This window comes from Marinobacter sp. LV10MA510-1, assembly GCF_002563885.1.
Lineage (GTDB): Bacteria > Pseudomonadota > Gammaproteobacteria > Pseudomonadales > Oleiphilaceae > Marinobacter.
The window spans coordinates 276,615-290,030 of sequence record NZ_PDJA01000001.1 but is presented as its reverse complement, the minus strand read 5'-3'; the positions used below and the strand labels follow the sequence as shown (position 1 = coordinate 290,030).

The 13,416-nt window shown below is 54.2% G+C and carries 11 protein-coding genes, 1 tRNA gene and 1 pseudogene; 4 read left to right on the top strand and 9 right to left on the bottom strand.

The annotated features are described in order from the left end of the window. The gene (locus ATI45_RS01360; protein WP_098417952.1) at positions 1 to 2,949 is read left to right on the top strand and encodes an insulinase family protein; all 2,949 of its coding nucleotides are present in this window, start codon (positions 1 to 3) and stop codon (positions 2,947 to 2,949) included. Between the two features lie 54 nt (positions 2,950 to 3,003). On the opposite strand, the gene ATI45_RS01355 is transcribed toward ATI45_RS01360, so the two are convergent. Both ATI45_RS01355 and ATI45_RS01350 read right to left on the bottom strand, forming a co-directional pair. After that, positions 3,004 to 3,645: a TIGR04282 family arsenosugar biosynthesis glycosyltransferase gene (locus ATI45_RS01355; protein ID WP_098417951.1), complete on the bottom strand. Its 642-nt coding sequence runs from the start codon at positions 3,643 to 3,645 to the stop codon at positions 3,004 to 3,006. Then, positions 3,638 to 4,384, bottom strand: a complete 747-nt coding sequence (locus ATI45_RS01350; protein WP_098417950.1) for a TIGR04283 family arsenosugar biosynthesis glycosyltransferase — start codon at positions 4,382 to 4,384, stop codon at positions 3,638 to 3,640. Before ATI45_RS01350 ends, ATI45_RS01355 begins: the two co-directional genes overlap by 8 nt. A 62-nt stretch (positions 4,385 to 4,446) precedes the next feature. Between ATI45_RS01350 and ATI45_RS01345 the strand changes: the two genes are divergently transcribed. Together ATI45_RS01345 and ATI45_RS01340 are read left to right on the top strand one after the other, a co-directional pair. Further along, positions 4,447 to 4,523 (top strand) — tRNA-Arg (locus ATI45_RS01345). A 157-nt stretch (positions 4,524 to 4,680) separates the two neighbouring features. Further along, positions 4,681 to 5,430 (top strand): IS5 family transposase, encoded by a 750-nt coding sequence (locus ATI45_RS01340; RefSeq protein ID WP_098417949.1) that lies wholly within the window; start codon positions 4,681 to 4,683, stop codon positions 5,428 to 5,430. A gap of 188 nt (positions 5,431 to 5,618) precedes the next feature. Here the strand turns inward: ATI45_RS01340 and ATI45_RS01335 are convergent, their stop codons facing one another. From ATI45_RS01335 to ATI45_RS22140, 3 genes and pseudogenes are all read right to left on the bottom strand, one after another. Beyond that, the gene (locus ATI45_RS01335) at positions 5,619 to 6,689 is read right to left on the bottom strand and encodes an RNA-guided endonuclease InsQ/TnpB family protein (protein ID WP_098417948.1); all 1,071 of its coding nucleotides are present in this window, start codon (positions 6,687 to 6,689) and stop codon (positions 5,619 to 5,621) included. Between the two features lie 341 nt (positions 6,690 to 7,030). Beyond that, positions 7,031 to 8,703: pseudogene (locus ATI45_RS01330) on the bottom strand (ATP-binding protein). Then, positions 8,700 to 8,924 carry a hypothetical protein gene (locus ATI45_RS22140; protein ID WP_179888176.1) on the bottom strand — a complete coding sequence of 75 codons (225 nt, stop codon included), beginning with the start codon at positions 8,922 to 8,924 and terminating at the stop codon, positions 8,700 to 8,702. Before ATI45_RS22140 ends, ATI45_RS01330 begins: the two are co-directional and overlap by 4 nt. A gap of 325 nt (positions 8,925 to 9,249) precedes the next feature. Here ATI45_RS22140 and ATI45_RS01325 point away from each other — a divergent pair, with 325 nt between their 5' ends. Next, positions 9,250 to 9,825, top strand: a complete 576-nt coding sequence (locus tag ATI45_RS01325) for a demethoxyubiquinone hydroxylase family protein (protein WP_098417947.1) — start codon at positions 9,250 to 9,252, stop codon at positions 9,823 to 9,825. Here the strand turns inward: ATI45_RS01325 and ATI45_RS01320 are convergent. The 4 genes from ATI45_RS01320 to ATI45_RS01305 form a co-directional block, all read right to left on the bottom strand. After that, the gene (locus ATI45_RS01320; protein WP_098417946.1) at positions 9,803 to 10,441 is read right to left on the bottom strand and encodes a nucleotidyltransferase family protein; all 639 of its coding nucleotides are present in this window, start codon (positions 10,439 to 10,441) and stop codon (positions 9,803 to 9,805) included. The genes ATI45_RS01325 and ATI45_RS01320 overlap by 23 nt on opposite strands. Continuing rightward, on the bottom strand, positions 10,425 to 11,387 hold the full coding sequence (locus ATI45_RS01315; RefSeq protein WP_098417945.1) for an XdhC family protein: 963 nt from the start codon (positions 11,385 to 11,387) through the stop codon (positions 10,425 to 10,427). Before ATI45_RS01315 ends, ATI45_RS01320 begins: the two co-directional genes overlap by 17 nt. A gap of 106 nt (positions 11,388 to 11,493) precedes the next feature. Continuing rightward, positions 11,494 to 12,159 carry a hypothetical protein gene (locus ATI45_RS01310; RefSeq protein WP_098417944.1) on the bottom strand — a complete coding sequence of 222 codons (666 nt, stop codon included), beginning with the start codon at positions 12,157 to 12,159 and terminating at the stop codon, positions 11,494 to 11,496. Positions 12,160 to 12,199: 40 nt separating this feature from the next. Next, positions 12,200 to 13,363 (bottom strand): ADP-ribosylglycohydrolase family protein, encoded by a 1,164-nt coding sequence (locus ATI45_RS01305; protein WP_098417943.1) that lies wholly within the window; start codon positions 13,361 to 13,363, stop codon positions 12,200 to 12,202. Positions 13,364 to 13,416: the final 53 nt, after the last annotated feature.

The following is a 13,416-nucleotide window of genomic DNA, read 5'->3' as shown; positions in this document are numbered from 1 at the left end:
ATGATGCCTACCCTGATGCGGCTACCACGCCGAAACCGATTCTGGCCAGCAGCCCTGACCTTCTTATGTCTGTTATTCGCCAGTTCATTCAGCCTTGCCGCCCAGGAACCAACAAAAAGCCCCAACGACGCCAACCTGTATCGTTATTTGCAATTAGATAACGGCCTGCGAGTGTTATTGGTGTCAGACAAAAGTGCAGACAAAGCCGCTGCGTCTTTGAATGTAGCCGTTGGCAGCGGTGACGACCCCGCCGATCGTGAGGGCCTGTCTCACTTCCTGGAACACATGCTGTTTCTGGGCACCGAGAAATATCCTGAACCCGGCGAGTACCAGCAGTTCATCGCCAGCCACGGCGGCAGCCACAACGCTTTCACCGCGTTTCAGGACACCAACTACTTTTTTGACATACAGGCCGAATTTCTAGAGCCGGCTCTGGACCGTTTCGCCCAGCAATTCTCCGCGCCCCTGTTCACCGCTGAACTGGTAGATCGCGAACGCAACGCGGTGCATTCCGAATACAGTTCCAAACTCAAGGAAGACGGCCGCCGCTTTTTTTCAGTTCGCAAAGCGGTTACGCCTGCCGAGCACGCCTTTCACCAGTTTGCCGTGGGTAATCTGACCACACTGGAAAACAGCGAACAACGGCCGTTGCGTGAAGACCTGGTCAAATTTTGGCAGCAACATTACTCTGCCAACTTAATGAACCTGGCAGTTTACGGGCCGCAATCACTGGATCGCCTGGAACAACTTGTGCGCGGCCGCTTTGACGCCATCGAAGACCGCAAACTGATGCAGAAGCGCCACCGCGCGCCTTTGGTTGATCGTGAGCAACTACCCACAAAAGTGACCGTGGCGTCGCTGAAAGACATCCGCAACATGTCCCTGGTATTCCCTATTGCCTCACAGCAGGACCAATTCCGCACCAAGCCCGCGCGCTACGTGACCAACCTGTTGGGCCATGAGGGCCCGGGCAGCCTGTTTGACGTGCTGAAACGCGCGGGACTGGCCGAAAGCCTGTCGGCGGGCCTGGGAATGGACACCGGCGATGGCGCCACACTGGAAATCTCCATGGCCCTTACCAAACAAGGCCTGGAGCAGCAAGACACCATTCTTCCGCTGGTGTTCGCCTACATCGACAAAGTGCGCGACAACGGCCTCAGTGAGCAACGTTTTGAAGAAATGCGCAAATTGGCCGACATTGATTTCCGCTTTAACGAAAAAAGCGACCCCGTACATCAGGTAATGCGCCTGGCCGGGCAACTGCAACACTATCCGGCAGCCGACATACTGCGCGCGCCGTGGTTGCTGGAAAGCTATGCGCCCGACCAGTACCGCGAGATTCTTGAGCAACTCACTCCAGATAACCTGCTGCTGTTTGTGCTGCAACCCGAACCCGATCTGGGCGAGGCTCGCGCTACCCAGTGGTATAACGCCCAGTGGCAGCAGGAGCCCTTGAGTGCTCAACAATTGAACCAACCCGCCAACGCCGCCCTGGCTAGCCAGCTTGCGCTACCGCAAGCCAACCCCTTCATACCGGAAAACCTTGCCATGCTCAGTGGCAACACCATGAACCAGCCCGAACAACTGTTGAGTGCTGGTGGCGATGATAGTGCCAATAATAGTGCCAATAATAGTGGCGGAATTGAACTCTGGTACGCTCAGGATACCCGTTTCGGCACCCCCAAAGCCAACGTATACCTGAGCCTGCGCACGCCCCTGGCACAGGAGTCCGCCCGCAACGCGGTGCTGCTGCGACTGCTGACCGACGCCCTGAATACCAACCTGAACGCCTGGGCCTATTCCGCGCGCTTGGCCGGGCTGGACTACAGCATTTACCCCCATCTACGTGGATTAACACTGAGGGTGGGTGGCTACAGCGACCAAACAAGCACGCTGCTACGCCAGATTCTGCAACAGGTAGCTAACCCGGAACTGACCCAACAACGCTTTGACATCGCGCGCCAGAACCTTGTGGACAGCCTGGTGAATCAATCCCGTAATCGCCCTAGCGAACAGATTGCCGACTATATTCAAACCGCACTTCTTGAGAGCGCCTGGCAGACCGAAGACAAGCTAAAAGCCGCTCAAGAAGTCACCCTGAATGACCTTCAAGCCTTCCAGCAACAGCTAATGACCGGCCTGGACCCTGTCATGCTGGTTCACGGCAACCTCAGCGCCGCGTCTGCGCTGAACATGGCCCAACAGGCACGGGGTCTGATCATGGCCAACAGCCAGTACACGAACGTAGAACGCAGCCGCATACGCCAGATTCCCGCAGGCGAAACCCGCGTGAATATGGACATAAGCCACCCGGATACCGGCTACACCTTGTACCTGCAAGGCCCGAGTACCAGCCTGGCAGAGCGCGCGCAATATCGGCTACTCACTCAAATTATCCGTAGCCCGTTCTACGAGAACATTCGCACCCAGCGCCAACTGGGCTACATTGTGTACGCAACGTCATTTGAAATGCTGGAAACCCCGGCGATCGCATTAGTCGTGCAATCTCCAGACACTCGCCCGCAGGCTATCAATGCCGCTGTGGACGAGTTTATGGAAAGCTTTGCCAGTACCCTGGCAAGTCTTGGGAGCAAGGATTTGGAGCAGGAAAAGCAGGCCGTTATCAGCGGCATACTGGAGCAAGACCGCCAGCTGGGCGATATCTCCGGGCGCTTCTGGCATGAAATTGATCGCGGCAACAGCAACTTCGACTCCCGCGAGCAATTGGTTACGGCGATTGAAAATGTCAGCCTGGCGCAATTGCAAAGCACTTTCCACACCGCCCTGGAACAACGTGAGCGGGCGTTACTGGTCACCTCGGAAGGCCAGATTACAGACGTAAGCGCAGACGTAGATTCAGAAGCAGACAAGACCGCGTCAGCAAATCACGACAATGCAGACGAACAAATGCAAAAACTCAGAGCCCAGCCGCCGGTCACCGAGGGCTAACAGCTCTTTATCTGAGAGAAGCCGCGGGCGCTTGTACTAAAACTGGCAGCGATTTCAGCCAACAAACTCACGCTGAAATCGCTGCCAGTCTTCAGCTTCATCCACATCCCAGCGCATGGGTAACAAACCAACGCTCAGCCCCGCACTTTCGAGTTTCTCGCAGGTTTGCCGCAGAACATGCTCGCTACCCCAGTGAATGCCATCCAACATGCCAGGCACCACTTTGCGCGCGCCAATCAACACATAGCCGCCGTCTTCCGATGGCCCCAACACCACATCAACGTGAAACAGTTTGTCAGCCGCCAGAAGAACATAATCGGCATCTACTGACGGGCAATCGCTGCCTACAATCATAGCGACTGTGTTGCTACACAAAGCACCGCTCAAAGCCGCGGCCATGCGATCACCAAGATTGCCGTCGCTCTGGAAACGTTGCTGCACGGAGTGCTGTTGCAATGTTTTCAACACTTGAGCTGCTTCTGCCGGGGGCGCACGATCACAGTCCCACCACAGCTGCAGTGGTAAAGCCGTCGCCAACAAATTATCCAGCACCGCCAGAGTTAACTGGCAGTGCGCCGCCAGAGCCCCCTGCTCGCCCAGTGCGGGTATTAAACGAGTTTTTACCTTGCCGGCTTCAGGCCATTTGGCGAACTGCATTACCAGCGGCTGGGCAGAGTTGTTTTCATTATTAGGCATTACGGACATCCGATCGGTAGGTTTGGGCCAAAGATTCAGCAGACTCACCGCGCCAATAGCGCCAGCGCAGCCGCCACATCAGCAAAATCGTTGCCCAGGCGCCTTGTTGTTGCCAGCGCCGGCTGTCTGTAATTACCGGGCTTGCTATGCAGAAAGAGCGCGACACATCACGCAGGCGCCGCGACAACTCGATATCTTCCATTAACGGCTGGAGTGCAAAACCGCCGAGGGCTTCAAAAGTATCGCGGCGCACAAACATCGCCTGATCGCCGGTACAGATACCGGTCAACCGCGAACGCTTATTCATAAACCAGGAAATCACACGAAACAACGGTCGCGAGCCACTTAAACGCACATCGAATCGCCCCCACACGTTCGGCCTTGGCCAAAACGCCTGCAATTGCTGCAAGGCATCCGCAGGCAACTGCGTATCGGCATGCAGAAACACCAACACCTCACCCTGGGCGACCGCAGCACCCGCGTTCATCTGCGCCGAGCGCCCCAACTCCAAACTCACCAGCTGGTCACAGCCAAACCGAGCCAAGTCTTGCGTGCCATCGGTGCTGCCGCCATCTGCCACAATCACCTCGTGGCCTTCAGCCCGCAGCGGCTGCAGCGACTGCAACAAAGCGCCAATCGCAGCAGCCTCATTCCACACCGGCACGATCACACTCAACCTTACATCCGCTTTCAAATCCGTCATCACAGTATTGATCGCACCGCTTCCAAAAATAAACAACCCGCGCAAAGCCTTGAGCCACACGCCTCAGCCCGTTATCATACCGCCCTTCTTGGCATTATGCCTTCGTAGCTCATCTGGATAGAGCGTCCCCCTCCTAAGGGGAAGGTAGCAGGTTCGAGTCCTGCCGAGGGCACCATTTGCAAATTCGCTAAAAACGACACCGCCCCATAATTGCCTGTTCTTAATCAAGTTAAGTGCCCCTAGGGGCTGTTGACAATTGCTCGTAAGTCTTTTGAAAGGTAAGAGCAAGCTCGTATAATGAAGTTCCGAAACAATAATCATACGAGCCCGCAATGCCCAGATTCATGCTCACAGAGGAGCTGTGGTCCAAGCTAAGAGAAATATTGCTTCAATTCAGTCTGTATAACAAGGTAGGTCTGTGCAAAACAGTCGAAGGCATTCTGTTCAGAATGCGTACTGGCATACCCTGGAGAGATCTGCCAGAGCATTTCGGCGAGTGGAATTCCATCTACAAGGCGTTCAATCACTGGTCGAAAAAAGGCATCTGGAAAAAGCTCTTCAACGTGCTGAAAACAGACTCCGATCTGGAATGGGTCTTCATTGATGGCAGCTATGTGAAAGCACACCAGCACAGTGCCGGAGCCGCGGGTGGCTACGACGAGAATATCGGTAAAAGCAGGGCTGGCAACACCTCCAAGGTCCATCTGGCCATCAATGCTTACGGTCTGCCACACGTATTCACCATCACAGGCGGGCACATCAATGACTGTACAGAAGCGCCCGCGCTCATCAAAAAAGTTGAAGGTGCACAGATACTCATAGCCGATAAAGGATACGACAGTCAGACGATACGCGCTGAGGCAGAAGCCCTCGAAATGAGCGTTATTATCCCCAGAAGGAAAAACTCGATAAAGGGAAACAAGGGGCTCGACTGGCATTTGTATAAGCTCAGACACCTGGTCGAGAATGCGTTTGCCAGGCTCAAGCAGTATCGGGCCGTCGCCACCCGATATGACAAACTGACTCGTAACTATGAGAGCATTGTGTCATTGGCTTGTGCATTTCTCTGGCTGCCGATGTGAATTGTCAACAGCCCCTAGCAAATCCTAGCATTTTCTTTGAACGCTTCAACGCTAGCTGGCTATACACGCTTTTTGTGGCTACTAGACATTTGCGCCAAACCGGGTAGCTAAAACCGAGGCGTTACTCAGTGCGCCGCGCTCTAAACAAACTTACCGACAACCAATTGACATCCTCCCCCACCAAACGCCTAACCGGCTTTTTGGAAGGGGATTCCTACCTCTAGGCGCTTATGCCCAAGCGCGAGAATGTTCCTGGCCGCATTGGAATCGCGGTTGTGAGTAACACCGCACTCACAGGTCCATTCTCTTATTCCAAAGCCTGCTCTACCTTTCGGACTGTTGGGGCTCAAAGAGCCACAACACGAGCAAGTCTGGGTGGTGTACCGTTCATCAACTTCCAGAAAAACCCCGCCTGCGCTCTCGCATTTGTATAACAACCGGGTTTTCAATGTGGACCAGCCAGCGTCGAGCACCGACTTGGCCATAGTGGTTTTTGCCAGGCCGGAGCTGGACACATTGCCGACAACGATCAGGCCGTTGTTATTGACCAGCTCACGACTGAATTTGTGCAAGGCATCGTGCCGCCGATTGCGAATCTTGGCGTGAATCGCCTTCACCCGCTGCTTGTTTCTCGCCCGCTGGGCTACCGCCAGCTTTTCTTCCTGATCTCGATAAAAGCGACCCGCTTGTAGCGGCTCGCCGGAACTGGGCGTGGCCGTGGTCTTCAGGCCGAGATCCAAACCCACGCTGCCGGTACCGCACCGGCGATCGGGTTTTACCGAGACAACCACGCAGAAATACCACCGACCTCGGGCGTCCTCAGAAAAGCAGCCAGAGCGGAATTTGTACTGAGACAAACCGTAACTGTCCCAGACCCGATAATGCTGACCGTGGAACCGAACCTGCCCGTTGCTCCAAACCGCGGCGCCGGTGTTCACTGGCACCCAGCCGAGCGACCGGCGAACCCCGTGGGTTTTACGCCACGCGAGTTTGGATTTTCGGAACTGCTTGCGGCGTGTGACGTATTCCTGGGCAACGACCTGAAGTGTTTGGCTGTGAAGGCCTAGAAGCTTGCCGGCACCCTTGGTATAAGGATGAAGATCGAAGGCCGACAGAAACTGTCCTCTCTCCCGAATGCTGCGATGACTGAGTTCATTCACAAAATTCCACACACTGTTAACAGCCGCGGCCTGACGGCGCAGCACATTAGCGTGTTTGTCCCAAACTCGGACTTTGAGGGTTTTGGTGAACTCAGTCATACTGTATATAACCACAGTGTTTCTGCTAAGACAAGACCTCTGTCGAGGTCACGCTATCCATCCCCACCCAAATGTTAGGGAAGTCGCTCCCGCTCCACTTGAGTCAATTGGATGGGGTATTTCGCGACTACGTTGATAAATAAAGCGTTATATAAAGGCTACCACCATCTTAAGTTTGGCGCTGACCTGTCCGATCAGACTGCGACGGGCGAGCTGAACGATTTTTTTTTAATTTATACGATTTCCAGTAATGCTTAACTTAGCTCTGATTCATTCTAATAGAGGGGCTTATTTACGCTGTCGCATAAAATATGCGTATATATATGCGCTCAGCGCATAAATTAACGCGTGCGCTCGTAAATCGCTCCTTTGCGCTCGCCAGCCTGCTTAATCCAGTCTTTTTTCTTCAGCTTCGCTAATAGCCTATAAGCCTGGTCTGGGCTGATATGACAAAGTTCAATCACATCCGCTCGCTTTACGCTACCGTGGGTATCGATAAAGCTCAGCACCATTTGTTCTTGCTGGATGGGGTCAAAACCGACTTGGCGCACATAGGCCGCTTTCTGGCCAGCGCCCTGATACACCTTCGCGCTCATGGTGTAAGTGCGGCCTTTGCCCGTGCTATGGGCTTCCACCATGCCGGCCTCCACCAGCTTTTCCAAGGTGCCCCGAACCACAGTTTCTGGCTTTTGCACGGATCTAGCTAAGTCCATTGTTCTCAACCGCCGCTCATTACGCAGCCGAGACAGAATTATTAAACTGTCGATGGGCATGGCGGTGCCGGTTTGTTCCTCGCGTTGAACGATCATGCGCAGAAAATCGGCGTCTGCATCCGCAGCGCTCATGCGCACGGCGACGGTATAAGCGGACGACATGGAGTAATCCGGGGCGGTGCGCCCATAACGGAGCATGCCCTCAAAGATCCGATCAATGCCCCTACCGGTGCGCTCGGCCAGGCCGATGCGTTTGATGATGTCAGCTAATAACGGATTGCGCGACCGGGGGTCGGCTACCAGCAGGTTATCCAGGTTAACGCCTTCTACGAAGCCGCCGGGGTTGCTGATGCTCAGGCCATCGTCATCCAGCCTCACGTGTACCGCACCCAGCGCGCTGTAATCGCGATGCACAAGCGCGTTTACAAAAGCCTCGCGGAAAGCTCGCCGATCAAAATTGGGGATGGGCACGCGGAACAAGCCAATCTGAATTTCTTCCTCCTCAACCCGGGCCCGGAATAGCAGCTCGACCTCCTCAAAGGTCTCCAGCAGTGGCTTGCGGTAGAACTCGTTGACCAGCACATCGGTGCCACGCAGCACTTGAAATGCCACCTCATGGGACGGCAGGTGTTGACGCAGCTGCATTTCATTGCCCAGCAGCAGCAAACCCGCCACTGTCGGGTAACGCTTGCCGCTTACCGTCACAGTCAGCCCCAGAGCAGCGTCCAGCTCTTCATCCGCCAGCGGCAGCAGGCTTTGGTCGCCACCGTATTTCTTGATGGCGTTGCGGATGCGGATACGCTGAATAGGGTCCAGGTCTTCAACCGCTAAGTTTTCCAGCGGCAGCGCGGAGGGGTCGGTGACGCCAAGGCTGGATTGGCGCTGCACAAATTCGTGGGGGTAGAAAGGTACTGCCTCTGGGCTGCCGTCCATTTTCAGGCGGCGCCTTTGCAACAAACCGTCTGAAGTGGACACCAACTGTCGAGACTTGGGTACGTGAATTCTGGCAATTAACTGCCCTTCTAGCTCGACGGACTCAACACGAACAGCCATCGACGGGATGGTTTTGTTGGCGATCAGAGCGGGCAGCCCGGTCACGTTTCGGTGGTTGGCATGCAGGCCAGTAATAGAGCAGTCGTCTTCTACGCCCAAGAACAGGTCGCCCCTTCCGTGTTGGCAAGGGACACGACAGCCGCGACCAGATCCCGATCAGGCAGGCTTCTTACGTCGCTCTTGAACTCGACAGTCAGATTTTCACCTCGGTGAATCAGTTCAAGAATATCTCGCTCTGCGCTATTCATAGCCACCCTTTAAATTTACCACTCAATATCTGCGGCTTGCGGCTTTGCTGGATTTTTTGCAGCAAAGCTTTACACAGGAACGCTAAGTAACGATCTACATCATTTTCATCGGCCGGCCAGAAGAATCGATTCACGATAATAAAGGCTGCCAGAGGTGAAAGAGATTCGATACCTGTTACTGCCTTCCATTCTATTTGCGCGCTCTTGTGTACTCCACTCAAAAGATGGTCAATATTTGAGCGGATCGACTCTAAACTTTACACAAAATAGCCCGAATTTCCGACAACCCCAATGTAACGATGCGAGTAGCAAACCTCAAATTATTCCCCGACTTACTTATGCGCATGCCAGGTTTTACCGGGTCAACCGCTACCAAATGGCGCAATCGACCAGCTCAAACAGCGTGCCGTGCCCAGTTAGTGGTTTTTCTGGCGCAAGAGCGCTAGCGCCGCCCATGGCCCAGATATAAGCGCCTCAATCAAAGTAGAGTCATCGCCCGGCAAGCTTCGTTCGTAATCTCCTGGACATCAACAAAACGACACACTCATGACCCCATTACGAATTGATCAGAAGCATAAGGACAATCTCGCGAGGACCGGCGTAAGCCGCCAATTCCAGCAAGAGCTGCGCTGCAGTCACGCGGGCGAAACCGGTGCTGTATGGATATATCGTGGCATTCTGGCCGCAAGGCCGACCGGTGCACTACTGGAGTTCGCGAAAGAACATCTGCAGACCGAACAGCAACACCTAGGTATGTTCGATGACATCAGTGTTTGCTACCGCCGCAGCCTTATATTGCCGCTATGGCGATTTGCAGGGTTTCTGACTGGATTTTTGCCTTCTTTAGCGGGCAAAAACGCCGTTTTTGCCACCATTGAAGCCGTCGAAACGTTTGTTGATCTGCATTATCAGGCCCAGATCCAATCACTCAGCACGTGCGCTCATCGCGAGGCCGAACAGGCGGTACTGGATCTGTTTGAAACCTGCCGTCTAGATGAGGTGGCACACAGAGATGACGCAGCCCAAAGGCGTACCGGGAAACCGACGGCCAGCATGAACCTTTGGACGACCACGGTGGGCGGAGGCTCCCGGGGCGCCGTCAGGTTGGCGCGATTTCTTTAGGTGGAAGATCAGCGGGGTAATCAATATCCAATGCCACTCCAGGATCATCAACGTCCACCCAGATGCAGTGTTGGATACGATGTTTAAACAACTCACGCGCCCCTTCCTCTCCTTTTACCTGTTGCAACTCTGACCAAAAATTGCGGCCAAAGATAACCGGGTGCCCTGCCTGGCCTTTATACCGTGGACGGACAATGTTTTCTGCTGTCGCGACAGCGATTAAGTTCTGGCATGTTGCGGGCAACAACCAGGGCATATCGCCCAGAAAAATGGCTGCCGCAAGTCCGTGAGCATCTTGAAGCACCTGAAAGGCATCGGCAAGACTACTGCCCAAGCCACAGTCGGCATGAGGGGCTCGCAGGATCTGCACTTGTTGTAAATACGTCGGAGATAACAACGCCTTCGGGTCATCTTCTGCTTTCAGTACTACATAAGTATGCGAAAAGTTAGGAAGCACGGCAGACAGGGTCTGGCTCAACAAAGTCTCGCCGTCCGCGAAAGGTGTCAGGCGTTTATCAGAACCAAATCGTTTTGAACGGCCCGCGGCCAGCACAATGGCAATCACATCGTCATTGGCTACCCCTATAGGCGTCTCCATATTATTTATCCCGGCCATAATAAATCCGAACAATGTCGGCCATCACGGCCAGCGCGATCTCGGCGGGTGTTTTACTGCCAATATTCAGCCCTATCGGCATGTGAATGCGGGCTACTTCCTGTTGGCTAAGCCCTCCGGATCGGCGTAATCGCTCAGCCCGGGTTGCCGAGGTTTTCTCAGAGCCCATAACTCCAATATAAAAAGCAGGCGTTTTTACCGCATCAATCATCGCTAAATCGTCAATGCGCGGATCATGGGATAAAGCCACGATAGCCGTTTCGGCATGGCAGCCATGCCGCGCAAGGTATAAAGACGCTAACACCGGCTGAACATTCACACCTGAAACATCAAACGTAGACAACACATCTTCCCTGGGGTCACAAACAACCACCTCAAAACCCAATGTTTTGGCAAAATCCGCACAGGCTACTGATACTGGCGAAATACCCGCAATCACCAGTCGGCGCACCGGGCCGATTCTGACTCGCACAATGGCCCCCGACCTCTCTACTCGGGGACCCTCGCCCGTGTCTGGCAGAAGGCTGACGTCTGACGTGTCCAGGTTGACTGTTCGCATGCAACGCTGCTGCCCAAGCAACGATTGTTGCAGTTGATACAACTGTTGCTGGTGTTCTTCGGAGGGCCGCAAGCGCTCAACCAGAACCTCAAGTACGCCACCGCAAGGCAGCTTTAAACGCTCTTTGTCTGCCTCATTATCACCGTAACAAATAATCTCGCTGGGTGAAGAAAACCGTCCGGCCTGCAGCTGTCCTAAAAAGTCTTCTTCCACACAACCGCCAGAAAGCGAACCCACATGTCGGCCATCTTCACGGGCCACCAGCATGGCGCCCGGAGCGCGGGGAGAGGAGCCATAAGTCGCCAGTACGGTGCACAGCCAAACAGTGTTTCCGCACTTACTCCAGTTAAAAGCATGATCAATGACATCAAGATCAAGGTGCTGCATGATTACCCTGTTTTTCCGGTTTAACTGCGCCGCTTAGGCTTTGCTGTGCAGGTGATTTAAAACGGTAATCTATCACCATGCCGTCAAAGCGCTGGTCACACGGATGCTATTCGTCCCGATTAAACATGTTGGGATTTCCTTTTACAAAATCCTGTATCCAGCGCTCCAGAAACGATTCGTTCTTGCCGGTTCTAACATACCGATAGCCCAAAATCGAGATGACCAGCGCACCCAAGGTATCTACGATCAGGTCCCACATGGTGTCGGTCAGGCCCGAGGGGTCGCCCAGCATGGGTTTTTGCATATTCATACCAAACAAGGTGTCCATGGCAAATTCAAAGATTTCCCACAGGGCGCCGATGGCTACGGCGAACAGAAAAGCAAAAAAGGCGACGAACCCGGGACGCATGTGCAGATTAATGTCTTCCACTTCGTTCATGACGTGCACCAGCAAAAAGCCGACAATGCCGAGCAAGAAGCCGGAACAGGTATGCAAGGCAATATCCCACCACCAATAGCGGGTGTAGTAATCGCGTACTTCCCCTAAAAACAGCGACGCGAACACAAATATGATGGCGAGAAGCACAAATTCAGGCGGTATAAAAACGCGAAAAAAGCGACCGATAAGCAGTGGCGCCAGAGTAATCAGCAAAATGCCGATGGTAAGCACCATGGCCATCCACTGCTGCTGCCAGATGGCGGCCACTACTTCGGCAACCAGAATAATCTGGAGAAAAATTGTCAGGCGTCGGTGAATCAGTCGCTTTTGCATTAAAAACCTTGAAAATTATGACTTTTTAACCGCGATGAGATCAATTCGCGGTCACTAATTGCAGAATTTCCTGATCAATGGCTTGCGCATCTACTAGGTCCGAAAACCACACGTGCTCGCTTTGGCCGTGCAACAAGCCCAGAAGAACGCCCAGCACAGCCCCGCGGTGAACATTGTCGCCACCCACGTGAGTGTTGGCCAGCAATGCTTGTTGGGGTTGATCGCGGTAGCGGCACAAGAAGTACAACAACGCGGGCCAGGAATCGGAAATATAGCACGCGGGGGATAGCATGCGGCCCACCACGTCGGAATCTGGCGCCTGCTTTTCAATCGCGGCCAATAGCGCTTTGCACGTACGCGCCGCAACAGATTGCAGCAGTTGCTCATTGGTGGGCTGTTCACCGTCCGGCCTCAGCAACAGCTGCGCTATCAGGCTTACGTAAGCATCACAGACCCACCCCAGCTCGTCGCTGGGGTGGGTTAGAAACAAGTGTTCCCGACATTGTGCTTGCACTTGCTCTACTGGCAGGTCTTTTAACAGGCTTTGCAGCGCCAGCGGCGCGATGGTGACCAAGCCGCCAACCGATGCGGTGTCGTGGGTTACTGCTCCGCATTTGCGCGGTGGCAATCCCTGAGCGTAGTTGTGAAAAAATCCGCGATGGTAGGATTCAGCGTAAGTGTCCGGATGTTGTGGCACATCCGCAGTCATGAAATCGATATAGCGAGCGGCAAAATCGTCCACGCTGTAGACACTGCCCTGCGTTTTACCGTCATTCTCTGAGCCACTTGCGACACCCTCTGCATGGCCACGGCTCTGTTCAGCCTCTGCCAAGGTGCGCATCAGCAGTCTGGCACAGTGGGCGTTCAGGGTATTATCGCCCGCAGCCATGCCCACATGATAATGCACGTTCGCGCGATCCCAGTGTTGGCGACGGCCTTTCAGGATGACGTCACCCACCACATCTGGCGCAGCCTTGGCCGAGGCTTTGCGGCCACCCTGAGCGGTAGAGTGCAGAGACATAATAGACGACGGATGCCATTCTGGCGGCGCCTCAAAAGCGCCAACGCCGTTTGGAAACGCAGCAAAGATATCGCCCACCCGGTAATACCAGTGCACAGGCATGGCCAGGGAGTCAGCCACAAACAAATTTTGAAGTGCCGCGCGGGCGCGTTCTTGCGTCAGAGAAAGCTGGGGTGAGGTCATAAAATCGGGTTCCTTCAGTTAGGTGCCATTGCTGTGAAAAAGATAAGTGGCAT